Source organism: Frondihabitans sp. VKM Ac-2883 (assembly GCF_015350875.1).
Taxonomy (GTDB): domain Bacteria; phylum Actinomycetota; class Actinomycetes; order Actinomycetales; family Microbacteriaceae; genus Frondihabitans.
Genome location: NZ_JADKSF010000008.1, coordinates 127,485 through 152,603, shown reverse-complemented (window position 1 = coordinate 152,603; position 25,119 = coordinate 127,485). Strand labels below are relative to the sequence as shown.

Genomic DNA, 25,119 nt, shown 5'->3' with positions numbered 1-25,119 from the left:
TCGCGGACTCTCAGACCCGCCGCGGCAGGTGGGGGAGTCCGCGATACGTCTTACGGCGCTCAGCGACTGATGCGGGTACCCGGCGCCGAACTCTCGTAACCCGACTCGTCGAGATCGCCGTCTTCGATTTCGGCGTCGCTCGGGCCGCGCTTGAGTCGCTTGCGCTCGCGCTCCTCCTCGAGCCAGCGCTGGTCTTCTTCGTCGCTGTTGTGGAGGTCGTACTCTTGGCGGATCACGTAGGCGAAGAAACCGAAGCCGGCGAGGGCGAAGAGCACCCACTGCACGGCGTACGACACGTTGAGGCCGTAGTCGACCTGGGGCTTCTGAGCCAGCTTGGGCAGTGTCGCCGCCGACGGTGTCTCGCTCTTGAGCTGACCGAATGCCGCGGTGTAGGTCGGCAGATCGAGCCGCTTGCCGATCGTGGCCGGCTTGATGACGGCGAGCTCGTTGGTGTTGGGAATGTCGGTGCGACCCGGTACGTCCGGCTCGGTCTGAGCGAGTCGGGCGACGACGGTGACCGTGCCGCTCGGGGGAGCGGGCACCGAGTCGGGATAGTCGTGGGTGTTACCGGTCGGAACCCAGCCGCGATCGATGACAAAGATCTCACCGCTCTCGGTCTCGAGCGGTACCAGCACCTCGAAGCCGGGGAACCCGTTGTAGCTGCGGTCGCGAGCCAGAAAGTAGTCGTCGGCCAGATAGGTGCCGGTCACCCGCACCGGCGTGAACTCGTCGGACGTCGAATACGAGTCGAGGTTCGGTAACACCGTCGACAGTTCGACGGGCCGGGCGTTGTAGTTGGCGTCGAGCTTCTCTTGCAGAGCGAGGTTCTCGCCGCGTCGCTCCCACTGCCAGTGCGAGAGCCCCGCACAGATGATCGCGAAGACGACGGCGACCGACAGGTAGCCGACCCACTTCTTCGAGAGCGCGAAACGCCACTCCTTCACGAGGTGGCCTCCGTTCCGACCGCCGACACGGTCACGCCCAGTTCTGTCACCTCCACGGGAAAGTCGCGGTTGCGCAGGAATTCTGCGAGAAAGTCTACGTGCTCGGCGCAGGCGGCCCAGACCTTCACGCGTTCGATGCCGTGGATCTTCGGGTTGCGCCAGTTCACCTGGTGGGTCGCGTCGGCGCGGCAGCCCGCACGGGAGCACTGGGGGATGTCGGGGCCGGCCGAACCGATGATCACGGGCGGTGTGGGCCGGGAGACGTCGGTTCGCCCGAGGCGCCGGTGAAGGGACGCTCTCGAGGATCCTGACCCTCGTATCCCGGAACACCCTGCTCGGGTCGGTAGATCTCGACTCCGCCGGGGCGCACGACCTGACCCTGCGGCCCCTCGGAGCCGACCGTGGCCAGCACGACCGCGACGTAGGGGAGCACGATGGCGCCGACGGCCGGAAGGGCCGTCCACCAACCGAACGGGATGAGGAATGCGACGATTACGCACACCAGCCGGATGAACATCGCCAGGCTGTAGCGGATCATCCGGCCGTGTCGCTCTTCGTCGGGCGACGGCGGCAGCGAGGTGATCGCGTTGGTCGTCTTCTTCGTCGTTCTCATTCACTCACGGGCTCAGGCGTCGTCGATGCCCGGCCGAACGGGAGGGCACCACATAATCGTAAGGCGTCTTGGGTATCCGCCCTTTATGGCGAGACTAGGCTTATCGCGGTCGCTCCGGTCGAGGCCGTGACATCTCCCGGGTGTGATCTCTCGATCCCGAGCAAGTCGGGGCCCGTGCGCCCCGGCGAGAAGACATGGAGACCCACATGGAAACCCCTCGCACCGTCCTCGTCACCGGCGGAAACCGTGGCATCGGCTACGCCATCGCTGCCCGCTACGTAGCCGCCGGCCACCGCGTCGCCGTGACGGCCCGCTCTGGCGCAGGCCCCGAAGGCACCCTCACCGTCCACGCCGAGATGACCGACTCGGCCTCGATCGACGCCGCGTTTACCACCGTCGAGCAAGAACTCGGGCCGATCGAGATTCTGGTCGCCAACGCCGGCATCACCAAAGACACCCTGCTGATGCGCATGTCAGAAGACGACTTCACGTCGGTCATCGACACCAACCTCGGCGGCACCTTCCGCGTCGTCAAGCGCGCCTCGAAGGGCATGCTCAAGGCGCGATTCGGGCGCATCGTGCTGATCTCGAGCGTCGTCGGACTCTACGGCGGAGCGGGCCAGGTCAACTACTCGGCGTCGAAGGCCGGCCTCGTCGGCTTCGCTCGCTCGGTCACCCGCGAGTTGGGCGCGCGCGGCATCACGGCGAACGTGATCGCACCAGGCTTCGTCGAGACCGACATGACCGCCGTGCTGCCCGAGGCGCAGCAGGCCGAATACAAGAAGAGCATCCCCGCCGGCCGGTTCGGCACCGTCGACGACATCGCCGACGCCGTGGTCTGGGTCTCGTCAGACAACGCCGGCTACATCTCGGGCGCCGTGATCCCGGTCGACGGCGGCCTCGGCATGGGCCACTAGGGCTCGAGAGCGCGTGGGGCGAGGAGCCCAGGATCCGGCGGGCCGGATCCTGGGCTCTCGTCATCCGCGTAGGCCCGCGAGTGCCAGCACCGACGCGAGGTCTCGGGTGCTGAGCGAGACGTCCGCCGCCGCACGGACCCGGGGTTTGGCGTCGAAGGCGACGCTGAGCCCGGCGGCCCGCATCATTTGAAGGTCGTTGGCGCCGTCGCCGACCGCGATTGTCTGAGACCGGGGGATGCCGGCGTTCGCAGCCCATTCGACCAGGGCCGCGGCTTTGGCGTCGGCGTCGACGATCGGCCCCTCGACGCGACCGGTGAGGTGGCCGTCTTCGACCTGGAGCCGGTTGGCCCGCCAGTGGTCGAGACCGAGCTCACGAGCCAGTGGGTCAAGGATCTCGTGGAATCCCCCCGAGACCACGGCGACTATTCCGTCTGCCTTATGCACACCGGCGATCATCTCGGGAACCCCCGCAGTGACCTGCACTCTCGCCGAGGCGTCGGCGAAGCAGCTTTCAGGGAGCCCCCCGAGCGTTGCGACTCGGGCGTGCAGGCTCTCGGCGAAGTCGAGTTCGCCCGCCATCGCCCGCGCGGTGATGTCGCGCACCTCGTCGTGAGACCCGGCGGCGTCGGCGAGCATCTCGATCACCTCGTTCTCGATGAGGGTGGAGTCGACGTCGAGGACGATGAGGAAGCGCGGCACGGTCTCAGGGTAGTGGGCGGCGTCAGGACTCGACGCGAACGCCCTTGCCCACCACGGTGATTCCTGAGGGCGTGACCGTGAAGCCGCGAGCTCGGTCGGCCTCGGCGTCGAGCCCGACGTGCGCTCCGTCGGCGATCACCACGTCTTTGTCGAGGATCGCGCGGTTGACGATCGAGTTCTTGCCGACGTAGATGCGGTCAAAGAGCACCGAATCGACCACGCGTGATCCTGAGTCGAGCGTGTTCCACGGCCCGACGACGCTCCGCTCGATGTGCGAGCCCACCGCGAGGGTGCCGAGCGAAACGATCGATTCGATCACGGACCCCGGGTTGCCGTGCTCGTCGCGACCGAACTTCGCCGGGGGCGAGTTCAGTTGCTGGCTGAAGATGGGCCAGTCGGTGTTGTAGAGGTTGAAGACCGGCAGCGCGGCGATGAGGTCGCGGTGGGCGTCGTAGAACGAGTCGATGGTGCCGACGTCACGCCAGTAGTAGCGGTCGCGCTCGGTCGCTCCTGGTACCTCGTTGCGATTGAGGTCGTAGACGGCCGCGTCACCGCGCGACACGAAATCGGGGATGATGTCGCCACCCATGTCGTGGTCGGACTCGGGGTTCTCTCCGTCACGGAGCACCGCGTCGATCAGCGCGTCGGCGTTGAAGACGTAGTTGCCCATGGAGGCCAGCACCTCGTCGGGCGAGTCGGCGAGACCCACCGGGTCTTTCGGCTTCTCGAGGAAGGCGTCGATCAGCGTCGCGTCGTCGGCGTTCGTCTGAATGACGCCGAACTGGTCGGCCAGCGAGATGGGCTGACGGATCGCCGCGACGGTCGCACTCTTGCCCGAGGCGATGTGCGCCTCGACCATCTGCTCGAAGTCCATGCGGTAGACGTGGTCGGCACCCACCACGACGACGATGTCGGGCTTCTCGTCGCGGAGCAGGTTGAGGCTCTGCAGGATCGCGTCGGCGCTCCCCGCGAACCACCGCTTGCCGAGGCGCTGCTGGGCAGGCACGGACGCGACGTAGGCGCCAAGGAGGCCCTCGATGCTCCAGGTCTGCGACACGTGCCGGTCGAGGCTGTGCGACTTGTACTGGGTCAGGACGACGATCTGCCGCAACCCGGAGTTGATCAAGTTCGACAGAGCGAAGTCGACGAGACGGTAGTTTCCGCCGAAGGGCACGGCGGGCTTCGCCCGGTCAGCGGTCAACGGCATGAGCCGCTTGCCTTCTCCGCCTGCCAACACGATGCCGAAGATCTTCTTTGATGCCATGGGCCCAGAATGGCACGTTTCGCCCCCGGACGACTACGGTAAGGGCCGTGCGAGTCGATGTGATTACCAAGGAATACCCGCCCAACGTCTACGGGGGAGCGGGCGTCCACGTGACGGAGCTGGTCAAGGCCCTCCGTTCTTCCATCGACGTCGAGGTTCGAGCCTTCGGCGCGGCGGTCACCGAGAGTGGCACGACCGGCTACCCCGATCTTGCCGAGCTGGCCGACGCCAACGGTGCACTCAAGACCCTTGGCGTCGATATCGCGATCGCCCAGGACGTCGCGGGTGCCGACGTGGTGCACTCGCACACCTGGTACGCCAACGCGGCCGGGCAGCTCGCCCAGATGCTCCACGGCGTTCCCCACGTTCTCACTGCGCACTCCCTCGAGCCGCTTCGCCCATGGAAGGCCGAGCAGCTCGGCGGCGGTTACCGCGTCTCGAGCTGGATCGAGAAGCAGGCATACGAAACCGCCGACAAGGTCATCGCGGTCAGCGAGGGCATGAAGCGCGACATCCTCCGCTCGTACCCGTCGATCGACGAGACGAAGGTCGACGTCGTCTACAACGGCATCGACCTCACGTCGTGGCGGCGCCTTGACGAGCCCGAGCTGGTCCGCTCGCTCGGCATCGACCCCGATCGCCCCGCCGTGGTCTTCGTCGGTCGCATCACGCGTCAGAAGGGCCTGCCGTACCTGCTGCGCGCGGCCAAGCTGCTCCCGGACGACGTGCAGCTCATTCTCTGCGCCGGAGCCCCCGATACCCCCGAGATCATGCAGGAGGTGACCGGCCTCGTCGAGGAGCTCCAGGCGGAGCGTTCCGGCGTCGTGTGGATCGAGCGCATCCTGCCGCGCGACGAGCTGTGTGCCGTCCTGTCGGCCGCGACGGTCTTCGTCTGCCCCTCGATCTACGAGCCCCTCGGCATCGTCAACCTCGAGGCCATGGCCTGCGGTCTCCCCGTCGTGGGCACGGCAACCGGCGGAATCCCCGAGGTCGTCGCCGACCAGCTCACCGGCTGGCTCGTGCCCATCGACCAGGCGACCGACGGCACCGGAACCCCGCTCGACCCGGAGCGCTTCGTGAACGATCTGGCCGCGACCCTGACGCACGCCGTCTCGGATCCTGGGCTGGCGGCTCTGATGGGCCGAGCCGGTCGTCTCCGCGCCGAGGCCGACTTCTCGTGGGGCGGCATCGCCGATCGGACCCTCGAGATCTACCGTTCGCTGCTCTGACGCCGATCGATCCATCACCTGTGGAATAGTGACGGCTTCGAGCACCCCCGTGGAATAGAGTTCTGTCATGGCCACCGTTTTGCAGCTCACCGATGTGTCCGTTGTTCGAGATGGCTCGCCGGTGGTCGATTCAGTGTCGTGGACCGTCGATTCCGATGAGCGCTGGGTCGTGCTCGGGCCTAACGGTGCCGGCAAGACCACGATCCTCCAGGTGGCGGCCGCGCAGACGCATCCGTCGTCCGGTGAGGCCGAGATCCTGGGTGAAGACCTCGGCAGCGTCGACCTGTTCGATCTCCGACCCCGCATCGGCTTCGCGTCGACCACGATCGCGCGAAGGATCCCGCCGAAAGAGAAGGTCCTCGACGTCGTTCTCACGGCGGCGTACTCCGTGACCGGCCGCTGGAACGAAGAGTACGAGGGCGTCGACGTGCGTCGGGCCCACCGTGTGCTCGACGAGTGGAAGCTCGGTCACCTCGCCGACCGGTCTTTCGGCGACCTCAGCGACGGCGAGCAGAAGCGAGTGCAGATCGCCCGTGCCGTGATGACCGACCCCGAGCTCCTCCTGCTCGACGAGCCCGCCGCGTCGCTCGACCTTGGTGCCCGCGAAGAGCTCCTCCGCATGCTCGGCGGCTACGCATCGAGCGAGGGGTCGCCCGCCATCGTCATGGTCACCCACCACGTCGAAGAGATCCCGCGCGGCTTCACGCACGCGCTGCTGCTGGCCGGGGGCGAAGTGCGGGCGATGGGTCCGCTCGCCGAGGTGCTCACCGCATCCACGCTGGGCGACACATTCGGCCTCGAGCTGACCGTCGTCGAAGACGCTGGGCGCTACACCGCTCGCGCCGTCTAGGCGTTCTCGCCAAAAAGTGACGCGAATCGGCCAAAGCGACCTGGCGATCCGCGTCACTTCGGCCGAACCGCGTCGGGAAGCCCCGATGTTCAGTGGAGCCTGCGCATAAGCCGCAGCTCGGCTCGCGGCTCTTTGTCTGGTATCGTTAGAGGCTGTTTGCGGGCCTCACTGTGCCTGCACTCCCACGAGCTGGCAAAAACCAGTTCACCCCTAGCCTTTGAGGAACCCCATGAAGAACGACACCCACCCGTCTTACAACCCGATCGTGTTCCGCGACCTCGCCTCGGGTGAGACCTTCCTCACGCGCTCGACCGTCACCAGCAGCAAGACCATCGAGCTCGACGGCGTCGAGTACCCCGTCATCGACGTCGAGATCTCGTCGGCCTCGCACCCGTTCTACACGGGTAAGCAGCGCATCATGGACAGCGCCGGCCGCGTCGAGAAGTTCAACCAGCGCTTCAAGAACTTCGGCAGCAAGTAGGCCCGAGCGCCTCGTGCTCCGCACAACGCCCCGTTTCTGCTTTGGCAGACACGGGGCGTTTCTGCGTCTATGGAGACGGTCAAGTGCTCGTCGTCACGCTCGGCGGTCGAGCCGGTACAGGGTGTCGCGATGCAGCTCCACGGTCAGCGTGACGCGGTACCCGAGGCGTTCCAACTCGGCGAGCTGGTTCGGGCGATCGTACGAGTGCCCCCGGTAGTCGACGAACCAAACTCGGCCGTCAGTAGCCCGGAGCGCAGCGGCCGACGCTTCGATCGATCGCGTCACATCACGAATTCCCGAGGTCTGGGCGTAGGGCGTCTTCAGGGCGACGTCGACGAGGTCGGAGAAATCGCTCGGATAGAGGTACTTCACCGCACGGGGCTTGCGAGAGTTGCCGACGTCATCGTCGAACACGATCGCGTCGCCGGGGCGAGCCCGATCGCCCACCGCCCGGGCGACCTCAGCCCAGTCGCTGCCGCCGTCTTTTGCAAAGGGTTGTCGCTGTGCGACGTACACAGGAAGCACCAGCACAGCGAGCCCGACGACGACGACCGCGTGAACCGCGAATCGGCGGGTGATCGTCGAGATGCCCAGAGCCATCAGCAGCGCCACGAACGGCGTCGCGAACGAGAGGTAACGCGTCGTGTAGATCGGTGCGACGAGCGCGTTGACGACCGTGAGAATGAGCATCGGCACGAACACCGCAGCCGTGGAAAGCGCGAGCAAAGACGGTGCGGCCTCGTGCGCACGAGTGTGCCGCCGACTCCTCCAGACCCCGACGATGAGGGCCACGGCGATCGCCGACCAGCCGAAGACAGCTACCGGAGAACTACCGAACCACTGCGTCACGACCAGCGTGTGAGGGGTGACCGCCTGCTGGTCGCCAAGAAAGCTGATCTGGTTGCGCTGCCCGACGGCGAAGCCGATGACGGGGCCGGCGAGCAGGATCCCGAGGAGCGTGAAGCGGATCCAGCGTGCTGGCTCGACCACCACGCATCGCCCCCTCTGCCGCCCCCGCCACAGCCACGACACGACCACAGCGACTGCCACCGCCGGAAGCAGCAGCCCCAGATAGAGGAATACGCCGATGCTGGCGGCCAGGGCAAGCGAATATGCGAACCACACACGTCGCCGAAGCCCCGGGCTGCGGAGCAGGTGGACGATCAGCACCACGAGCCAGACCGCCGCGGCGGCGCTCAGGGCGTACGACCGGGCCTCCCCGCCCATGAAGGTGACCCGGGGTAAGACGATAAAAACCGCGCCGGCGACGGCCCCGATTCGGCGGTTCCCGAGCCGATCGCCGAGAACGACGACCCCCGCCGCCGCGAACCCGACGGCCACCGCGCTCGGCAGCCGGAGAGCCATCATCGACTGCCCGAACGCATCGATCCAGACGTGCATGAGGGCGTAGTAGACACCGTGGACGGCATCCACCGTGGTCAGCATTCGCGCGAGAGAGAGCCAGGGCCGATCCGCCGACAGCACGGTCGCCGCCTCGTCGCCCCAGGGCGACGGCACCCACGAGAACGCGAATGAGACGAGAAACGCCACGACGCCGAACAGAGCCGGTCGCGCGACGCGGTGAAGCCGCGGTGTCACCGGGCGACCGAGGGCACTCCCGCTGCGACGTCGGCGCGGAGGCGGGAGACGATCTCCTCTCCCGCACGAACACCCCTCGCCTCGGTCACGCCGAGGTGCGGCCGAGCAACCCCGAGATCGTGCAGTTCGCCGTGCGCCGGCCGGTAGGCGACATCGGCGAAGTCGAGCAGGTCGAGATCGAGGAGCGAGTCTCCGGCCGCCAGAACTCGGCTCGCCCCCACCCGCGACGCGACCTCGGCGATGGCGGCGCTCTTGGTCAGCGGTGCCGGCACCAGATACAGCTTCCGCCCCTGAAGCGAGACCGTCCAGCCCCGTCGTTCGACCTCTGTCGTGAGGGTGGCGAGACTGTCGGCTGCTGCGCTGCCCGCGATCAGCTGGTCGCGCTGCACAATGGCGTACACGAAGTGGTCTTCCGCACGAGAGAACCGAAGGATCCAGCCGTCGTCGTGAGGATCGGGCAGCAGCGCTTCGACCTCGCCGAGCGGAGCACACCGCCCCTCCAGGCGCCGCGTCACGGTGTCGGCCCAGTCGTCGTCGGGCTCCCCGTGGTGGAGGAGGACCCCGCCGTTGGTCGTCACTGCGTACTCGAATCGGACGGTCGGCAGGCGAACGCGTCGGAACTGAGCCACGGTGCGGGTGGTGACCGGCACGAAGACGACCTCGGCGGCCAGGGCGGCGAGCTGCTCTTCTGCCGCCCGCGTCATGAAGGAGAGGGGCTCGCCCCGGTAGATCTCGCTGACGGTGAGCAACGGAGCATCGAGGTCGAGCGCGCTGCGGTCGGAGGCGCTGCCGTCTGACGTACCGGGGCCCGACACCGTCGAACTGCCGACTCCCGCACTCGTCTCGTCGAGGTGCAGTGCCCGTGCCGAGTAGATGAGGGTGCGGTCGAGGTCGGACGCGACGAGATCGCCACTCACAGCGCACCCTGGGCGGGGTCGAGCGAGTCGCTGGCCAGCGGACGGATGAGACCGACGCAGCTGTAGGGGAGCCCCTCGACGTGAACGACTTCGACACCCCGTTGCTCAGCCAGCAGCAGCACGTGCGCGACTTCGTCGAGGGCGTCGGGCCTCACCAGGATCTTCCACGGCACCCGCCGCAGCAGCACGCGGGTGGTCTCGCCGACACCCGGCTTCACCAGGTTGACATCGTCGAGGCCGTACTCCTGCTGGAGGCGCTCGACCGTGGCCCAGCCCTCCCAGGTGGGGGTCCGGTCGATGGCCAGGAGGTCGATCGCTGCGGCAGCGGCCTCGGCGTGCACCGCGGCGAAGTGCTCCGACACCGTGTCGAGAAACTCGCCCGAGACGTCGTCGGCCGCAAGCTCGGAGTAGAACTTCGCACCGTGGAACTTGCCCGGGCCGATGAGCCGCTCGCTGAACACGGTCCGTGACACGAGCCCCGAGACCGTCGAATTGAGGCACGCGGAGGGAATGAGGAAGTCGTCGCGGGTGCCGAAGACAGGCACACAGTGGCCGGGGTCGGCGAGCACGACGAGGTCATCGGAGAAGCGCGGGCCGCCCGCCGCCGCATAGACGTCGAGAGCTGCGGTCAGCTCGCGGGCGATCGCGCCTTTGCCGGTCCAGCCGTCGACGAAGACGACGTCGGCGGGGTCGTGGTGGTCTGCCAGCCAGTCGAGCGCTGTTGTGTCGATACCGACACCACGGACGATGCTCATCGTGTAATGGTCGACGCCGATCGATCTCGACCGTTCGATCCAGCGCTTCATGAGAATGCCGATCGGCGTCCCCGCGCGAGCCAACGAGACCAGCACCGGTGGCCGCTCGCGGCCGTCGAGTACCATCTCGGCCGCCACTCCGACAGCGAGAGCCACGCGGCGGGCCGACCGCTCCAGAGCGTCGGCGTAGAGCGCGCGATATTCGGGCGACGGGACGTACTCCTGCGGGAGCGACTCGGCGTAATGTGCTCGCCCTGACTGGATGGCCGCCTCGCGGTCAGCCGAGGGGGCCTCGAGAGCGAGGCTACCGAGGTCTTGCAGCAACCAGCTCACCTCATCGGCACGGTACGACCCGAACGCGGGGCCGCGGAGGGGTCTCGCTCCCTCCTCGTCGACGGGTGCGCTGACGGTCACGACGACGACCTCGTCGCAGGCGGTGGCGAGCACGTCGAGCACATCGGCGAGGTCGCCGCGAGTGACACCGGGCTCCGGCACGAGCACGATCTGCTCGAAGCGTCGACCGCCGGGCGTCAGGTTGTAGGCGAACCGCGGGCCGGGACCGTCGATCGTCTCGTCATGCGAGGGAAACGAGTGCACCGAGCGGATCGCATAGTCGTCACGGTCGATCGCCGCGATCGGCGAGCGGGTCGTCGACGAGAACAACACTCCGGTTCGACGAGTGTCGAGCAGAGCGGCGACCTCGAGCGGGAACGCCATGAACTCCTCGGTCCCGAGCACCAGGGTCGACGCTGGGGTCGACTCTCGCGAGCGCGCCTCCACCGCATCGGCCACCGCCCGAGCGACGGCTCCGTCAGAGCGATCGCGGTAAGGGGCGCCCGAGCGGTCGGGAGCAAGCACCCCGACGACAGCAGCGTCGAGGATCCGCGCCAACCCCCGCTCATCGGCGGGCACCGGGGCGGTCTCGACCGTCTCGGCCACCCGCTCCGCCGCGGCTGCAGCAAACCCGTCGGGAATCCGGACGGCGCCGCTCCCGAGCGACACGACGTCGATCACGGTGTCGAGTTCGTGCTCGAGCTCGGTGAATCGCGCACGATCGGTCTCGGAGCGGAGGTCGACGAGCGCGGCCACGACGACGCGTCGGGGAGCGGCTATGGCGTGGATCTCGCGAATCGTGTTGATGATCGTCGACCCCGTGCTGAGTTCGTCGTCAACGAGCACGAGGGTGCTCCCGGGCCGAAGCCAGCCCTCGTCGGTCGGCACGATCTGATGGCGGGTGGCGTGCGAGTGGGCCTCATCGAACCCGCCCACCGGACGGTCGCCGGGCGACGATCTCCGGGTGGAGTGGATGTAGTAGCAGCCGAGCTGGTCGGCCACCAGGCGCCCGAGACCGGTCGCCGTCTCGGCGTAGCCCAGCGCGACCGCGTCGGGCACGACCACCTCGGCTCCGCGGAGCAGGCTGCGGAGCGCGAGCAGTTTGTCGCGCGCAGGCCCGGGCGTCGCTAAGGCCTCTGCGAGCTGCCGTGACGCATCGGCGACGAGGCCCGGCTCGGCGGGACTCCCGAGCTGCTCCGCGACGAGGGTGCCGAGGAGTGCGCCCGCGCTCTCGACGAGAAGCGGGGGAGTCGGCACGTGCTTGGCGAGAACGGTGGAGACCAGCAGGTGGGCGCGGCGGGGATTCCGCCGGAGCGCGACACCGACCAGGGCATCGACTGGAACGACGCTGTTCGCCGGATCCTGGTCGATTTCGAGCCCTAACTCGTCTCTGACGTAGAAGCCCGTCCAGGTGCGGATCACAGCATGCTCGCTTCGAGGAAGTCGACGAACGTCGCCTCCGGGGAGGCCACGCCGAAGGCATCGGCGCGCAGCAGGGTCTTCTCGGCCCACATCTGGTGCGGTTTCATCTCGTTCATCTTGTTTCTGTAGGGGGAGGCGGCTACTCCGGCCGACCCGGGGGCAGTGATCGCCACGGCGTCGAGATACTCCTCGTGGCTGATCACCGAGAGCGCATGCACGAGCGGAACGTGCGAGGGGTGGATGACGGTCTTGCCGAGCAGGCCGTTGGCGTGGTCGAGCGTGATCTCACGGAGCAGGCCGTCGTAGTTCTTGACCAGCAGCTGGCGGCGGAGGTTCTCTTCGTGGGCCTCGGCGAACGGCGTGAGGCGAAGCTGCGGGCGCAGGAGGCGCTCTGTGTCGGCGTAATGCTCCCAGACCGGGCCCGTGATGGTGAATCCGTCGCTCCCGCGGCCGAGGATGTTGACGATGTCACCGATCACGGAGGCCACGACGTTGACGTCGTAGATGGTGAGGTCGCGCGAGCGCCGCAGGCCGAACACGCTCGAGAGGTCGGTCGTGCCGATGCGGACGGCCAACACGTCGTCGCGGTTCGCCTGCAGCAGGCTCGCGATGTCCGAGAGCACGCGCGTGCGCGACTCCGCGTGGATCATGGCCGGCGACTCGAGGATCGGCATGATCCGAAGCGACCCGGCTCGGGCCGGCCGAGCGGACTGAGCCTCGTGCAGGGCATCGAGGAAGTCCTGCCCATAACCGTCGTCGTTGTGGAATTTGGGCACGACGAAGCCAGCGAGGCTTCCGATAGCGTCACCCGCGCGCTCGGCCAGCATCGTGATCTGCGCGGCAGTCCGCACCCGCACGAATAGGAGCGGGAGCCCGTCGCGACCATCGAGGTCACGCAGTGCCTGCACCACGTTGTCTTCGGCCATCGGCACGACGTCGTCGGCGATGCTGTCTTCGAGGCAGAGAACCATGCTGATCGCGCCGCGCGCCGTCTGCCGGATCACCGACCCCGCGAGGTCCGGTCGATCACCCGGGGTGTACAGCGTCGCACCGAGCGCCGTGCTGAGCAGTCGGGCGGGCGATGCGGTCGTCAATTCGACGGGCTGCCGGTGGAAGAGCCTGGATCGGTAGTCGTCGCTCAGGAACGAGAAGTGGCGCATCCTTGATTCTCAGGTATCTCGGCTGAGAAAGTCGAACCGCTCCGCGACCTCAAAGCCGAACTCCGCGTGAACGGCAGACGACGAATCGCCCCTCGAGGCGCTGGCGACCCGGAGCTCGATGACGCCGTCGATGACGAGGAGCAGGACCACCGTCGGCCCGGCGCCGTCGCTCGACGCTGTCACGACCGAACCGTCGACCAGCCGGATGCCCATGCTGCGGCCCGCACCACCGACGAAGAGCGCGCGACGCAACTCGCGGACGTGGCGGAGAGTCACCGCGGCCAGATCGCCGTGGAACCCCACGAGAGGGCGATTGCCGGCGGTCATGACGACGGTGCCGGTGGTCTCACCCGAGACCGCGGCCGTGCCCGAGACGAGGTCGGTCGACTCCCAGACGACTTCCGTCGCCCCCTCGACGAGGAGCGTGCCGATCGACGACCGCAGCAGGTCGAGACGGGCGACCGGGCTCTCCACGTCGAGTTCGGCGCGACCCGACACGGCGGGAGCGGTAAAGAGGCGGGAGCGGGCGGAGCGGCTCGGAGAGCGGAGCGGGGGCCTCGGCGGGGCCGCGGACGGAGCGACGCGGGCGGCAGGGGCCGTGCGGGACGGCGCCGAACGGACCACGGGGTGCGACATCGCGGGGGAGGCGGGGCGAGCGACAGGGGGCGCGGGCGGGGGCGGGGGAGGGACGGCGGGCCGGATCCTGCGCTTCAGAAAGGGCAGGTCGTGACGAACGGGCGAGGTCACGGTCAGATCGAGACGTCGAAGTCTTTGGCGACTCCGGTGAGGCCGGTGCGGTACCCCTGGCCCAGCGCCCGGAACTTCCACTCGTCGCGGTGGCGGTACAGCTCGCCGAATAGCAGCGCGTTGATGGCCTTGTCGTCGATGGTCGCGAGGTCGAAGCGAACCAGCTCGGACCCGTCGCGTCGAGCGACCCGGATGTGCGCCGACCGTACGGAGGCGAAGCTGCCGGGGCCCCGCACGTCGGGGTCGACGTAGACGATGAACATGATCGTGTCGACGGCCGGCGGCACGTGCGCGAGGTCGACGTCGATTTCGTCGTCGTCGTCGTCGCTGAGGAACGCCACCGAGGCATCGGCCGATTCGATCTGGTTGAAGTAGACGAGGTGCTCATTAGAGAGTGCTTTGCCATCGGCACCGAGGAGGAGCGCCATGGCCGTCAGTTCGGACTGTGGGCCGCGGCTGGGGATGACGTCCCAGCCGAGGCCGACCACGACCTCGTCGAGGCCGGGATTCTCGGCGGTGAGCGCGGCATTGCCGCCGGCGACGATGCTCGCCATCAGGCGTTCTCGGAGGAGGGCGCGAGCGTGAGCTCGGGTCCGTCGAACTTGGCGGCGAGAAACCGACCGTGCGTGGACAGCTCGGCGATCGCTCCGGTGCGGATCTGGTTGAGCAGATCGCGGATGGTCTCTTCGAGCAGAGTCAGCTGGTCGACGAGGATCCCGGTGGCCCTGCTCGACTCCCGGCGATCGTCGCTCGGAAGCGCGAGGTAGGTGTGCACCGGCGTCGGCAGATAGTCGCCGACCATCGCGTCGAGCAGGTACCGCTGCTCGGTCGACGCGTCTTCGGAGGCCGCCGCATCGACGACCACTCCAAGCAGGTCGGCGATCTGGCCGAGCTGCGACGAGACCAGCGTCGGCATGTCTCGGCCCGACCGGCGTACCAGAGCCTGGAAATCGGCCAGTGCCCGGGCGGTGCGCTGCGCCTCGGTCTCGACGACCTCGGCGGGTCGGGAGTCGTCGACCGGCACGGCTGGCCGGCCGAAGATCGCCTCGACGAATCGCCGCATCAGCGCCTCACCTCTCTGCCGTCAATTCTCGTGCTGTTGTCTCTTCTGTGCCGGGCCCCCTGCGCTGAGCGGACTCTCGGCGACGGGCCGGGCTTCAGGAGCGACCGGTGCCGATGGCGCCGGGCTCCGTGCCCTCGCTCTGACGGCTGCGCTCGAGATAGGGCCGAGCACGCTGGATACCCGTCTCGAGGGCCGCGACTGTTCCGGCCATGTTCGTGGCCGCCTGGGCGCGGAACGTGTCGATCGAGTCCATCGTCGCGAAGACGTTGTCGAATGCCTTCTGCAGCGTCTCGACACTCACACCCGAGCTCGACGCCTGCTCGTGAATCCGGGTCGTCTGATCGCGCAGCATCTCGCTCGTCTGCAGGATCATGTTGTTGGTCGTCGTGTTGATGGCGTCGATCTGATCGAGCACCATCTTCTGGTTCGCCAGCGCCTGAGCGACGACGACGGCCGTACGCAGGGCCGCGATGGTCGTGGTGCGTGCCCGGTCGACGCCCTTGATGAGCTCGACGTTGTTCTTGCGAATGAGGTCCATCGCGAGATAGCCCTGCACCGAGACGGCGAGCTGAGTCAGGATGTCTTGGTGCCTCTGGCGCACGGTGAACAGCACGTCGGATTCAAGCTTCGATGCTTCGTCGACCTTGCCCGACGACCGCATCGCGTCGATCTTCTCAACGGTGGCCGCGTCGAGGGCCTTGGCGAATACGGCGTACTCGCTCAGCTGCTGCATGGTCTCCCACAGCTGCACCTTCTCGCCCGCGAGCGACGCATTGTCTTTGAGGAGCTCATCTTGACCCGACATGAGCGACTTGATGATCGCGTCGAGCTGGGTCTGAGCCGACTCGTACTTCTGGAAGTACTTCGCCAGCTTGTTGCCACCGGGGATGAAGCCGAGGATCTTGCGACCCACGCCCAGGTCAGCCTGATTCGGGGTGAGGTCTTCGACTGTCGACCGGAGATCGCCGAGTGTTGCGGCGACCTTCACCTGCGAGCTCGACCCGCTCCGCTTCGACCCCGCCACCGAGGTCGAGGAGCGCTCCAGCATGCGCGACGAGAACGACCCCGAGGTGGTCATCTCGGTGCTGGCGATCGCGGAGATGCCCTCCACCTTCTCGGTGAACTGCGGGGACCGAGGATCCAGGGACGCCACCTCGGCGACGAACTCTCGCGCCTGCCGCTGAATCTCGGTCTGACGCTCAGCAGGCACGGGAACCATGCCCGGCGCGTCGTCTGCAGTAACGATCTCGGGTGCGTCGGGAGCGCGCAGCACCAGACCGGCTTCGCTGCCGGTGTCTTCAGGGGGAGTGAGGGGAGTGGCCACGGGGGAATCCTCGTCGAGTGGAAGGGATCGGGAATGGGCGGGCGTATTAGCCCAGGTTGACGCCGAAGTCGGCTGCGATGCCGGCGAGGCCGGTCGTGTAGCCCTGGCCGACGGCCTTGAACTTCCACTCCGAGCCGTTGCGGTAGACCTCGGCGAAGACCATCGCGGTCTCGGGCGCTGCGTCTTCGCTCAGATCGAAACGAACGATCTCGGTGTTGTCTTGGTCGACCACGCGGCAGTACGCGGCTCGCACCTGACCGAAGTTCTGGCGACGCTCGTCGGCCTTGTCGATCGAGACCGCGATGACGACGCGCGTCACGTCGGCCTCGACGTTCTTGAGGTCGATCATGATCTGCTCGTCGTCGCCGTCGCCCTCACCCGTGCGGTTGTCGCCGAGGTGCTCGACCGAGCTGTTCGCCGACTTCTTCTGGTTGTAGAAGATGAAGTCGGCGGACGAGCGGACCTTGCCGTCGGCGCCGACGAGCAGGGCGGAGGCGTCGAGGTCGAATTCTTCGCCCGAGGTAGTGCGGGGATCCCAGCCGAGGCCGACAGTGGCGACGGTGAGCCCGGGGCTCGTCTTCGTGAGCGAGAGGTTGTTGCCCTTTTCGAGCGTGAGTCCGGCCATTTCGAGTGCTCCTTCGAGGTGCTGATGGTCTGTGTCGACGAGCGTCGGATCGCTCGTCGGCCTGAGTGGCTAGTTGCGCTGTGCTGGGTCGTGGGGCTGTGCTGGCTAGTGGGGCTGTGCTGGCTAGTGGAGTTGGCCCAGCTGGCGGGGCTTGCCTGGCTGGTGGGGCTTGCCAGAGCTAGTCGAGGACGATGCCGAAATCGGTCGCGATTCCGCGCAGGCCCGTCACATAACCCTGGCCCACGGCCCTGAATTTCCACTCAGCGCCGTTCCGGTAGATCTCGGCGAAGATCATCGCGGTCTCGGCGGCGGCGTCTTCGCTGAGGTCGTACCGGACGATCTCTTGCTGGCTGTCTTCGTTCACGACCCGGCAGAAGGCGTCGCGCACCTGGCCGAAGTTCTGCCCGCGCACGTCTCCCTGATCGATGGTGACCGTGATGACGATTCGCTGGACGTCGGCCTCGACGAGCGACAGGTCGATGAGGATCTGCTCGTCGTCTCCGTCGCCGAGGCCCGTGCGGTTGTCACCCTGGTGGATCACCGACCCATTAGGAGTCTGCAGCTGGTTGTAGAAGATGAAGTCGTCGTTCGACCGCACCTTGCCGTTGGCTCCGATGAGGAGGGCCGACGCGTCGAGATCGAACTCCGCCCCGCTGGTCGTCCGGGGATCCCACCCGAGGCCGATCATGGCGCGCTTGAGCCCCGGATCCGCTTTCGTTAGAGAGAGGTTGTTGCCCTTGGAGAGCGACAGGCTGGCCATGGTGATCCTTTCGGCGGAAGGGGTTCGACTGGTGTGAGGCGGATGCCCGCGCTAGAGCGCCTGGGCAGCCGGGGCGATGAGGTCGAGGACGGAGCGCCCGGCGGCACGATTGCCGACGGCCGTGAACTTCCAGCCCGCGCCCTCGCGAGACACCTTCGCCATCACCATCGCCGTGTGTGTTCCCGCGTCGGTGAGCTCGAACCGGACGACCTCCGGTGAGCCGGCCGTCGAGTCGTCGACCAGGCGGCAGAACGCGTTCTGCACGAGATCGAACGTCTGGCCGCTGTAGCTGGAGATGACGAAGACGATCTGGGCGACGGCAGGCGACACCTTCGTGAGGTCGACGAGGATCGTCTCGTCGTCGCCGTCACCTGCACCGGTGAGGTTGTCGCCGGTGTGCTGGGCAGAGCCGTCGGTGCTCTTGAGCTGCTTGAACCAGATCTTGTCGAGCGGCTGCCCGGCCTGGTCGAAGTAGATGGCCGACGCGTCGAGGTCGACTTCGGCGGCCTTGCCGCGGCCGAAGAGACCACGCTTGACGGGTGCCGCGCTGTCCCAGCCAAGGCCCATGCGGACTTTGCTGAGTGCACCGCCGTCGGACTTCGTGAGTGACAGCGACTGACCCTTGGAGAGGCTCAAACCCATGACGTGATCTCCTTCGATTGGTGGTGCGGGGGAGTCGGCGGTCGGCCGACCGGATATTCAGCTAGACGGAGACGGACTCGACCGGGTGGTCGGCCGCCTCGGCGAGGCGTCTGTTGCGCATCACCGAGGTGATGAATGCGGCGAGGATGAAGAGGACGCCGATGAGGCCGGTGACCACTTCGCTAACCTCGGTGGTGATCGTGACGAGCAGGATCACCGAGAGGGCACCGATCGCCCAGTGGGCGCCGTGGTCGAGGTAGACGAATTCGTCGAGGGTGCCCTGACGGACGAGGAACACCGTGAGCGACCGGACGAAGATGGCGCCGATGAGGCCGAGGCCCAGGGCGATGATGATCGGATCGGACGTGATGGCGAACGCCCCGATGACACCGTCGAAGGAGAACGACGCGTCGATCACCTCGAGGTAGAGGAACAAAAGGAACGCGGCCTTGCCGACGACCTTGCCGAGTTCGCGATTGCCTCCGCCGACCTTCGCGGCCCGCTTGTCGATGGAATCGGCGTCGAGTTCGCTCTCGCCGTTCTCCTCTTCGACCTCGTCGTCACCGACGTCGAAGAGATCGCCGAGCCCGTTGACCAGGAAGTAGAGGATCATTCCGGCGATACCGGCGATGAGCACGATCGTTTGCTTGTCGCCGGCGGCCAACGACGCGGCGACCAGGCCGGCGAGCCCGACGATGACCGAGGCGGCATTGATCTGGCCGATTTTGGCCAGGGGCTTCTCGAGGAAGCCGATCCACCGGATCTCGCGCTTCTCGAACATGAAGTCGAGGAAGATCATCAGCAGGAAGATGCCACCGAAGGCGGCGATCTGCGGGTGGGCGTCGTGGAGGATGTACGCGTACGTGCCGGGTGTCTCGATCGACCCCTTTTCGAGCGCCAGCTTGACGGCCTCGACGGGGTTGAGGCCCGAGGTGACGGACACGATGACGAGGGGGAACAGGATCCGCATGCCGAGGACGGCGATGAGGATGCCGACCGTCAGGAAGATGCGCTGCCAGAACGGGCTCATGCGCTCGAGGATGCGAGCGTTGACGACCGCGTTGTCGAAACTGAGACTGATCTCGAGAACACCCAGGATCGCCGCCAGGGCGAGGGCCGATGGCCCGCCGTAGAGGAATGCGATGGCCAAGGCGAGGACGGTGATCACGAGCGACCAACCGAAGGTCTTCAGGAACAAGGGTGTGGCCCCCAAGGGATCGCGCTGCTGTCGGAACGTATTTCGCTCCTACATCGATATTACTGAACCGCGTCTGAGAGACGCGAGCCGTCTAGCGGGAAGGCCAGGAACCGGACGCCGTGAAGGTGGGGTCGGTGCGCCGCTTGAACTCTTGGAAACTCGCCGCCTGGTCGCGACACCAGCCCACCTGCAGGGTGTGGAGGTCGGGTGCCGGCACGTCGAGCGTGGCCTGGTGTTTGCGGGCCATGGCCTGTGCGACGCGGCCGGCAGCGACCGCGTCGGCACCGGCGTCGTGGGCGTCGGTCAGCGAGACCTCGTAGAACTGGGCGGCCGCTTCGAGCGTGCGCTTGCCCTTGCGGTATTTGTCGACGGCCTTGTCGATCACGAGCGGATCGACGACGCACCCGTCGAGCAAGGCGTCGGCCAGTGGCTCGAGACCGTGGCGACGAGCCTCACGGTCGAGCACGGTGAGGTCGTAGGGCGCGTTGTAGATGACGAGGGGGATGCCTCGCAGGAAGACGGCGCGGAGAGCCGCGATGATCTCGGCGACGACCTCGACCGCGGGCCGCCCCTCGGCCTGCGCGCGCTCGGTCGTGATGCCGTGCACGGCGGAAGCCTGCGACGGGATGTCGACGCCGGGGTCGGCGAGCCATTCGCCAGCGGCGATCGACGCCCCGGTCGAGTCGATCACGCCTACGTGCGCCGTGACGATGCGCGCCGTCTCTACATCGATGCCGGTGGTCTCGAGATCGAACACCCCGAGGCCGTCCCACCAGCGGACGGGGACCGGCCCGATCTCCACGTCACCGGCGACCGCACCGACCGCGGCACCGGCTTCGTCGCTCGAACCGGAACCGTCGATCGCTGCATCAGTCACGCGAGAAGCCTAGAGCCAGCCACCGTCAGCCCTGGGCAGACACCGCCGCCGCGTCCTCCGTGGTCGCGGTATCGGGCCCACCGACGTGCAACCAGAAGAACGCCTGGGTGCCGAGAGTCAGTGTCACTTCGCCCTTCTCGTCGAACGACGGGAACTGCCCCCCGCCGAACAGGTCGAACAACGTCCGTCCCGCGAACTGCGGTGCCGAGACCGTGACCGAGGTCGGGTTGTGCGCGAACGAGAAGACGCAGAGGATGTCTTCCGCCGAGTCTCCGAACTGCGTTCCCGATCCGGCGTATGAGCGCACGAAGGCGAGGGTCGACTCGTGGTTGGTCGGAAGCACGTCCAGGGTGCCGAGCCCGAAGGTCGGGTGTGCCTTCCGCACGTGGATCACGTTGCGGATCCAGTGCAGGAGCGACCGTGACTGCGCGAGCTGGCTCTCGACGTTCACGAGCGTGTAGTTGTACACGAGCGACTGGATCGTCGGCAGGTAGAGCTTTCCCGGGTCGGCGGTGGAGAACCCGGCGTTGCGGTCGGGCGTCCACTGCATCGGTGTGCGCGAAGCATCGCGGTCGTTGAGCCAGATGTTGTCGCCCATGCCGATCTCGTCGCCGTAGTAGAGGAACGGCGAGCCCTTGAGTGCGAAGAGGAGGGCGTGGGCGAGCTCGAGCTCGGCGCGCGAGTTGTCGAGGAGCGGAGCGAGGCGCCGCCGGATCCCGATGTTCGATCGCATTCTCGGGTCGTAGGCGTACCAGCCATACATGGCCTGGCGATACTCCTCGCTGACCATCTCGAGGGTCAACTCGTCGTGGTTGCGGAGGAACACCCCCCAGCCGGCGCTCTCGGGCACGTCGGTCGTCTCGGAGAGGATCCGGGTCAGCTCACCGGCATCCTGCGAGCGCAGTGAGTAGAAGATGCGCGGCATGACCGGGAAGTCGAAGGCCATGTGGCATTCGGGCTCGTCTTCGGTGCCGAAGAAGGCGGCGACCTCGCGGGGCCACTGGTTGGCCTCGGCGATCATGATGCGACCGGGGTACTCCTCGTCGATCATGGCGCGGAGCTTCTTGACGAACTCGTGCGTGGCCGGCTCACCCTCGCCGTTGCCCTCTTCGGACTGATACAGGTAGGGGATCGCATCCAGTCGGATCCCGTCGACTCCGAGGTCGAGCCAGTGCCGGATGACGTCGTAGATCGCCTCGTGCACCTTCGGGTTCTCGTAGTTGAGGTCGGGCTGGTGTGAGAAGAAGCGGTGGAAGAAGAACTGGCGGCGGACGGGGTCGAACGTCCAGTTGCTCTCTTCGGTGTCGACGAAGATGATGCGGATGTTCTCGTACTTCTCGTCGGTGTCGCTCCAGGTGTAGAAGTCGCCGTAGGGACCGTCGGGGTCTTCTCGCGACTGCTGGAACCAGTCGTGCGCGTCGGAGGTGTGGTTGATCACCATGTCGATCACGATGCGCATATTGCGCTCGTGCGCCTTGGTGACCAGGTCGCGGAACTCGTCGAGCGTGCCGAACTCGGGCAGGATCGCCTTGTAGTCGGAGATGTCGTAGCCACCGTCACGGAGGGGCGACTGGAAGAAGGGCGGCATCCAGAGCGCGTCGATGCCGAGCCACTGGAGATAGTCGAGCCGTGACGACAGACCGGCGATATCGCCCGCGCCGTCACCGTTGCTGTCGACGAATGAGCGGACCATCACCTCGTAGAAGACGCTTCGTCGATACCACTGCGGATCGAGGGTGAGTCCGGGCGTTTGGATGGGGGCAGTAAAGCTCACCGTTCTCCTTGCGACTGTGCGGGTTGGGCTGACCGGGTATCGGCACGCGAACGCGTTTGCAGCGGTCCTTCTACTCTAGGGCGGGCGGTCGCCCACCCGCCCAAACTCGCCCACTCGCCGAAACTCGCCTGCCTAGACTGAACGCGTGCCTGAACCGAGAGTCCCCTCGCCCTATGCCGACCGGCTCGGAGCCATCCCCACTGAGCAAGGCCTCGTCGAGGTCGGGGGTCGAGCCGCGCACTACTGGGTGTATGGCGATGCCACCGCACCGACCACGATCGTGGCGGTCCACGGCTTCCGTGGCGACCATCACGGGCTGGAACCCGTCGTCGCCTTCCTCGCGGGGCCCGATGCTCCCGGCGAGCGCGTCCGGGTGATCTCGCCCGATCTGCCGGGCTTCGGCGAGTCCGAGGCACTGCCCGGTCGCGAGCACAGTGTCGCTACCTATGCCGAATGGCTCCGCGGTTTCCTCCGTGCTCTCGACCTCGGCCCCGAGACGATCCTGCTCGGTCACTCCTTCGGGTCGATCGTGTCGAGCGCCGCGTGTGCCTCGGGGCTCGACGTCGCGAAGTTGATCCTCGTCAACCCGATCGCCGCTCCCGCGCTCTCGGGGCCGCGCGGCGTACTGACGAGGCTCGCCGTCTTCTACTACTGGGCAGGCGCACGGCTGCCCGAACGGGCGGGGTATCGGATCCTCGGTTCCCGTCTCGTGACCCGGATCGCCAGTCTCGCCATGGTCAAGACCAAGCAGAGCGCGTTGCGGGCCTGGGTGCACGACCAGCACGACGTCTACTTCTCGCGATTCGCCTCGAGGCAGGTGGTGCTCGAGGCGTTCCAAGCGTCGGTGTCGAGCGACGTGTCGACGTACGCGCGTGACATCCGCGTGCCGGTTCTGCTGGTGGCCGCCGACCGCGACGACATCACTGCGCTGCCCGCGCAATACGAGCTGCAGACCCTGTTCGCCGACGCCCAGCTCGACGTGATCCGCGGGGTCGGGCACCTGATCCACTACGAGAAGCCCCGCGAGGCGGCGGTCGCGATCCAGGACTTCGTCCGATGACTCGGACCTCCACCGCTCCGCTCCGCCTCGTCGTCGACTGCCGCTATGTGCGGGTGGGTCGGCACGACGGCATCAGCCGATTCACGGCCGGGGTGGCATCGGCTCTCGTTCCGCTGGCTCGTGCTGCGGGGCACGACGTGACGCTGCTGGTCAACGACGACCGTCAGCTCGACAAGCTGCCCGAGGCGCCCCACCAGCTCGTCAGCGCCCCCACGAGCCCGAGAGAACCCCTGGTGGCCCTCCAGGTCAACCGGCTGAAGCCCGACGTCGTGTGGTCGCCCATGCAGACGATGGGCTCGTTCGGGCGTCGCTACCGGCTCGTGCTGACCCTGCACGACCTCATCTATTACACCAACCGCACACCCCCGCCCGAGTTCGCGCTGCCGATCCGTTTGCTCTGGCGGCTCTACCACCTCGCCTGGTGGCCGCAGCGGCTGCTTCTGAACCGAGCCGACGAGATCGCGACCGTCAGCGAGACCACCGCGGCCGAGATCACGGCACACCAGCTCACGTCGAAGCCGGTGACGGTGGTGTACAACGCGGCCGACCCGCAGACGGCGGAACCGAGGATCCAGCCCACCGCCCGCAACCTGGTCTACATGGGCAGCTTCATGCCCTACAAGAACGTCCGGTCGCTCACCCGAGCCCTGCTCCGCCTCGACGGGTACCGCCTGCACCTCATGAGCCGGGTCTCCGACAGCGAGCGGGAAGAGCTCGAACGCCTCGCCCCACCCGGATCCCTGGTGTTCCACGACGGGGCGAGCGACGAGGAGTACCGCGACGTGCTGCTGGGCGCCACGGCGGTCGTCACAGCCTCGAAGGCCGAGGGTTTCGGCATTCCGGTCATCGAGGGCATGGCACTCGGAACCCCCGCCGTCGTCAGCGACATCCCGATCTTCCGTGAGGTCGGCGGGGAGGCGGCGGTCTACTTCGACCCCGACTCGCCGGCGTCGATCGCCGAGGCCGTGCTGAAGCTGGCCGAGCCGGGGGAGTGGGCGCGTCGCTCGGAAGCGTCGGTCGCGCAGGCCGCCCTGTTCAGCTGGGATTCGTCGGCGACGACGTTGCTCGAGGTGCTGGAGCGGATCGGTCGACGCTAGCCCGGCAGCGAGCTGACGCGGATCGCCCGAACCGACGCGGCGCGCCACGTCGCTATGGCCGATCCGCGTCGGATGGCGGCCCGCGCTACGCGTCGGCGCGACCCTCGAGCGCGTTCTGGTACTCGAACGAGTAGCGGCCCGCGGCCTCCGACTCGACTTCGATCGGATCGTCGAACGCGATCAGCGACAGGGCACCGTCGTTTACGTCGAACGAGTGGATCGACCCGTTGCGGATCGGCACCGAACGATCGGCCGACGTCTCGGGTGAGATGTGGTTGACGATGGCGCGGATCACGGCGCCGTGCGTCGCAACCACGACGGTCTCTCCGGGGTGACGCTCGGCGATCCCCAGCAGGGCGGTCTCGACCCGGGTGCGAAGCACACTGCGACGCTCCCGACCGGGCACCGGCGCATCATCGGGAAAATGCAGCGCGATATCTTCGAACGTGAACCCCTCGGCCTCGCCGTAGTTCCGTTCGATCATTCCGGGGTCGATCTCGGGCTCGTCGAGCCCGAGGTGGCTCGCAATGATCGAACCCGTCTCGAGTGCGCGGGAGAGCGGGCTCGCGACGACGCGGTCGAACGAGCGGCGAGAGAGCAGGCGGGCGGTGTCGAGGGCCTGGGCCCGGCCCGTGTCGTTCAGGGGGATGTCGGTCGAGCCCTGGATCCTTCGCGCCCTGTTCCAGTCGGTCTCACCGTGGCGGACGAGGTAGAGCCGTGTCATGGGGGAGTCCTTCGTGTCGACGAGGCCGTGCGACCACCCCTCGAC

The 25,119-nt window shown here is 67.2% G+C and carries 26 protein-coding genes; 6 read left to right on the top strand and 20 right to left on the bottom strand.

Annotation, left to right across the window (positions count from 1 at the left end; genetic code table 11):
- Nucleotides 1-59: 59 nt before the first annotated feature.
- The 3 genes from ITJ49_RS14885 to ITJ49_RS14875 are packed head-to-tail and all read right to left on the bottom strand — an operon-like array spanning nucleotide 60 to nucleotide 1,557.
- A complete protein-coding gene (locus ITJ49_RS14885) occupies nucleotides 60-944 on the bottom strand; it encodes an SURF1 family protein (RefSeq protein WP_194606359.1) in 885 nt (294 codons plus the stop codon).
- Complete coding sequence (locus ITJ49_RS14880; RefSeq protein WP_370544544.1) at nucleotides 941-1,186, bottom strand: hypothetical protein; 246 nt, start codon at nucleotides 1,184-1,186, stop codon at nucleotides 941-943. Before ITJ49_RS14880 ends, ITJ49_RS14885 begins: the two co-directional genes overlap by 4 nt.
- A complete protein-coding gene (locus ITJ49_RS14875; protein WP_194606358.1) occupies nucleotides 1,183-1,557 on the bottom strand; it encodes a DUF3099 domain-containing protein in 375 nt (124 codons plus the stop codon). The genes ITJ49_RS14880 and ITJ49_RS14875 overlap by 4 nt, the downstream gene beginning before the upstream one ends.
- A gap of 206 nt (nucleotides 1,558-1,763) precedes the next feature.
- Here ITJ49_RS14875 and fabG point away from each other — a divergent pair, with 206 nt between their 5' ends.
- Nucleotides 1,764-2,474, top strand: a complete 711-nt coding sequence (gene fabG / locus ITJ49_RS14870; protein ID WP_194606357.1) for a 3-oxoacyl-ACP reductase FabG — start codon at nucleotides 1,764-1,766, stop codon at nucleotides 2,472-2,474.
- 60 nt (nucleotides 2,475-2,534) lie between these two features.
- Here fabG and serB read toward each other — a convergent pair whose 3' ends face one another.
- Together serB and ITJ49_RS14860 are read right to left on the bottom strand one after the other, a co-directional pair.
- Nucleotides 2,535-3,173, bottom strand: coding sequence for a phosphoserine phosphatase SerB (serB, locus tag ITJ49_RS14865; RefSeq protein ID WP_194606356.1), 639 nt, complete (start codon nucleotides 3,171-3,173; stop codon nucleotides 2,535-2,537).
- A 22-nt stretch (nucleotides 3,174-3,195) separates the two neighbouring features.
- Nucleotides 3,196-4,437: a glucose-1-phosphate adenylyltransferase gene (locus tag ITJ49_RS14860; RefSeq protein WP_055957745.1), complete on the bottom strand. Its 1,242-nt coding sequence runs from the start codon at nucleotides 4,435-4,437 to the stop codon at nucleotides 3,196-3,198.
- Between the two features lie 47 nt (nucleotides 4,438-4,484).
- Here ITJ49_RS14860 and glgA point away from each other — a divergent pair, with 47 nt between their 5' ends.
- The 3 genes from glgA (at nucleotide 4,485) to ITJ49_RS14845 (ending at nucleotide 6,997) form a co-directional block, all read left to right on the top strand.
- Nucleotides 4,485-5,666 (top strand): glycogen synthase, encoded by a 1,182-nt coding sequence (gene glgA, locus ITJ49_RS14855; protein WP_194606355.1) that lies wholly within the window; start codon nucleotides 4,485-4,487, stop codon nucleotides 5,664-5,666.
- Nucleotides 5,667-5,733: 67 nt separating this feature from the next.
- The gene (locus ITJ49_RS14850; RefSeq protein ID WP_055957739.1) at nucleotides 5,734-6,516 is read left to right on the top strand and encodes an ABC transporter ATP-binding protein; all 783 of its coding nucleotides are present in this window, start codon (nucleotides 5,734-5,736) and stop codon (nucleotides 6,514-6,516) included.
- 229 nt (nucleotides 6,517-6,745) lie between these two features.
- Entirely contained in the window at nucleotides 6,746-6,997 is a 252-nt protein-coding gene (locus ITJ49_RS14845; RefSeq protein WP_055957737.1) for a type B 50S ribosomal protein L31, read from the top strand.
- Nucleotides 6,998-7,090: 93 nt separating this feature from the next.
- On the opposite strand, the gene ITJ49_RS14840 is transcribed toward ITJ49_RS14845, so the two are convergent.
- From ITJ49_RS14840 to treS, 14 genes are all read right to left on the bottom strand, one after another.
- Entirely contained in the window at nucleotides 7,091-8,596 is a 1,506-nt protein-coding gene (locus ITJ49_RS14840) for a hypothetical protein (protein WP_194606354.1), read from the bottom strand.
- Nucleotides 8,593-9,513, bottom strand: coding sequence for an HAD family hydrolase (locus tag ITJ49_RS14835; protein ID WP_194606353.1), 921 nt, complete (start codon nucleotides 9,511-9,513; stop codon nucleotides 8,593-8,595). The genes ITJ49_RS14840 and ITJ49_RS14835 overlap by 4 nt, the downstream gene beginning before the upstream one ends.
- On the bottom strand, nucleotides 9,510-12,023 hold the full coding sequence (locus ITJ49_RS14830; protein WP_194606352.1) for a phosphoribosyltransferase domain-containing protein: 2,514 nt from the start codon (nucleotides 12,021-12,023) through the stop codon (nucleotides 9,510-9,512). The genes ITJ49_RS14835 and ITJ49_RS14830 overlap by 4 nt, the downstream gene beginning before the upstream one ends.
- Entirely contained in the window at nucleotides 12,020-13,183 is a 1,164-nt protein-coding gene (locus ITJ49_RS14825; RefSeq protein ID WP_194606351.1) for an HpcH/HpaI aldolase/citrate lyase family protein, read from the bottom strand. Before ITJ49_RS14825 ends, ITJ49_RS14830 begins: the two co-directional genes overlap by 4 nt.
- A 9-nt stretch (nucleotides 13,184-13,192) precedes the next feature.
- Complete coding sequence (locus tag ITJ49_RS14820) at nucleotides 13,193-13,930, bottom strand: hypothetical protein (protein WP_194606350.1); 738 nt, start codon at nucleotides 13,928-13,930, stop codon at nucleotides 13,193-13,195.
- 2 nt (nucleotides 13,931-13,932) lie between these two features.
- A complete protein-coding gene (locus ITJ49_RS14815; RefSeq protein WP_228514537.1) occupies nucleotides 13,933-14,484 on the bottom strand; it encodes a TerD family protein in 552 nt (183 codons plus the stop codon).
- Complete coding sequence (locus ITJ49_RS14810; RefSeq protein WP_194606349.1) at nucleotides 14,484-14,993, bottom strand: hypothetical protein; 510 nt, start codon at nucleotides 14,991-14,993, stop codon at nucleotides 14,484-14,486. The genes ITJ49_RS14815 and ITJ49_RS14810 overlap by 1 nt, the downstream gene beginning before the upstream one ends.
- A 94-nt stretch (nucleotides 14,994-15,087) precedes the next feature.
- Nucleotides 15,088-16,317, bottom strand: a complete 1,230-nt coding sequence (locus ITJ49_RS14805) for a toxic anion resistance protein (RefSeq protein ID WP_370544541.1) — start codon at nucleotides 16,315-16,317, stop codon at nucleotides 15,088-15,090.
- 46 nt (nucleotides 16,318-16,363) lie between these two features.
- Entirely contained in the window at nucleotides 16,364-16,942 is a 579-nt protein-coding gene (locus ITJ49_RS14800) for a TerD family protein (protein WP_055957718.1), read from the bottom strand.
- Nucleotides 16,943-17,120: 178 nt separating this feature from the next.
- On the bottom strand, nucleotides 17,121-17,702 hold the full coding sequence (locus tag ITJ49_RS14795; protein ID WP_055957713.1) for a TerD family protein: 582 nt from the start codon (nucleotides 17,700-17,702) through the stop codon (nucleotides 17,121-17,123).
- Nucleotides 17,703-17,753: 51 nt separating this feature from the next.
- On the bottom strand, nucleotides 17,754-18,344 hold the full coding sequence (locus ITJ49_RS14790) for a TerD family protein (protein ID WP_123943795.1): 591 nt from the start codon (nucleotides 18,342-18,344) through the stop codon (nucleotides 17,754-17,756).
- A gap of 61 nt (nucleotides 18,345-18,405) precedes the next feature.
- Entirely contained in the window at nucleotides 18,406-19,542 is a 1,137-nt protein-coding gene (locus ITJ49_RS14785; protein ID WP_055957707.1) for a DUF475 domain-containing protein, read from the bottom strand.
- Nucleotides 19,543-19,633: 91 nt separating this feature from the next.
- A complete protein-coding gene (locus tag ITJ49_RS14780; RefSeq protein ID WP_370544546.1) occupies nucleotides 19,634-20,344 on the bottom strand; it encodes an exonuclease domain-containing protein in 711 nt (236 codons plus the stop codon).
- A gap of 100 nt (nucleotides 20,345-20,444) precedes the next feature.
- On the bottom strand, nucleotides 20,445-22,193 hold the full coding sequence (gene treS / locus ITJ49_RS14775; protein WP_194606348.1) for a maltose alpha-D-glucosyltransferase: 1,749 nt from the start codon (nucleotides 22,191-22,193) through the stop codon (nucleotides 20,445-20,447).
- A gap of 145 nt (nucleotides 22,194-22,338) precedes the next feature.
- Between treS and ITJ49_RS14770 the strand changes: the two genes are divergently transcribed.
- Together ITJ49_RS14770 and ITJ49_RS14765 are read left to right on the top strand one after the other, a co-directional pair.
- Complete coding sequence (locus ITJ49_RS14770; RefSeq protein WP_194606347.1) at nucleotides 22,339-23,253, top strand: alpha/beta fold hydrolase; 915 nt, start codon at nucleotides 22,339-22,341, stop codon at nucleotides 23,251-23,253.
- A complete protein-coding gene (locus ITJ49_RS14765; RefSeq protein WP_194606346.1) occupies nucleotides 23,250-24,350 on the top strand; it encodes a glycosyltransferase family 1 protein in 1,101 nt (366 codons plus the stop codon). The genes ITJ49_RS14770 and ITJ49_RS14765 overlap by 4 nt, the downstream gene beginning before the upstream one ends.
- Before the next feature lie 85 nt (nucleotides 24,351-24,435).
- Here ITJ49_RS14765 and ITJ49_RS14760 read toward each other — a convergent pair whose 3' ends face one another.
- Nucleotides 24,436-25,074, bottom strand: coding sequence for a histidine phosphatase family protein (locus tag ITJ49_RS14760; RefSeq protein WP_194606345.1), 639 nt, complete (start codon nucleotides 25,072-25,074; stop codon nucleotides 24,436-24,438).
- Nucleotides 25,075-25,119: the final 45 nt, after the last annotated feature.

Excerpts from the sequence above, each read along its gene's own strand:
- ITJ49_RS14875 (WP_194606358.1), bottom strand. The coding sequence starts at position 1,557 with ATGAGAACGACGAAGAAGACGACCAACGCGATCACCTCGCTGCCGCCG.
- ITJ49_RS14800 (WP_055957718.1), bottom strand. The coding sequence starts at position 16,942 with ATGGCCGGACTCACGCTCGAAAAGGGCAACAACCTCTCGCTCACGAAG.
- ITJ49_RS14825 (WP_194606351.1), bottom strand. The coding sequence starts at position 13,183 with ATGCGCCACTTCTCGTTCCTGAGCGACGACTACCGATCCAGGCTCTTC.
- ITJ49_RS14795 (WP_055957713.1), bottom strand. The coding sequence starts at position 17,702 with ATGGCCAGCCTGTCGCTCTCCAAGGGCAACAACCTCTCTCTAACGAAA.
- ITJ49_RS14815 (WP_228514537.1), bottom strand. The coding sequence starts at position 14,484 with ATGGCGAGCATCGTCGCCGGCGGCAATGCCGCGCTCACCGCCGAGAAT.
- ITJ49_RS14850 (WP_055957739.1), top strand. The coding sequence starts at position 5,734 with ATGGCCACCGTTTTGCAGCTCACCGATGTGTCCGTTGTTCGAGATGGC.
- ITJ49_RS14845 (WP_055957737.1), top strand. The coding sequence starts at position 6,746 with ATGAAGAACGACACCCACCCGTCTTACAACCCGATCGTGTTCCGCGAC.
- ITJ49_RS14765 (WP_194606346.1), top strand. The coding sequence starts at position 23,250 with ATGACTCGGACCTCCACCGCTCCGCTCCGCCTCGTCGTCGACTGCCGC.
- fabG (WP_194606357.1), top strand. The coding sequence starts at position 1,764 with ATGGAAACCCCTCGCACCGTCCTCGTCACCGGCGGAAACCGTGGCATC.
- ITJ49_RS14810 (WP_194606349.1), bottom strand. The coding sequence starts at position 14,993 with ATGCGGCGATTCGTCGAGGCGATCTTCGGCCGGCCAGCCGTGCCGGTC.
- ITJ49_RS14760 (WP_194606345.1), bottom strand. The coding sequence starts at position 25,074 with ATGACACGGCTCTACCTCGTCCGCCACGGTGAGACCGACTGGAACAGG.
- ITJ49_RS14790 (WP_123943795.1), bottom strand. The coding sequence starts at position 18,344 with ATGGGTTTGAGCCTCTCCAAGGGTCAGTCGCTGTCACTCACGAAGTCC.
- ITJ49_RS14860 (WP_055957745.1), bottom strand. The coding sequence starts at position 4,437 with ATGGCATCAAAGAAGATCTTCGGCATCGTGTTGGCAGGCGGAGAAGGC.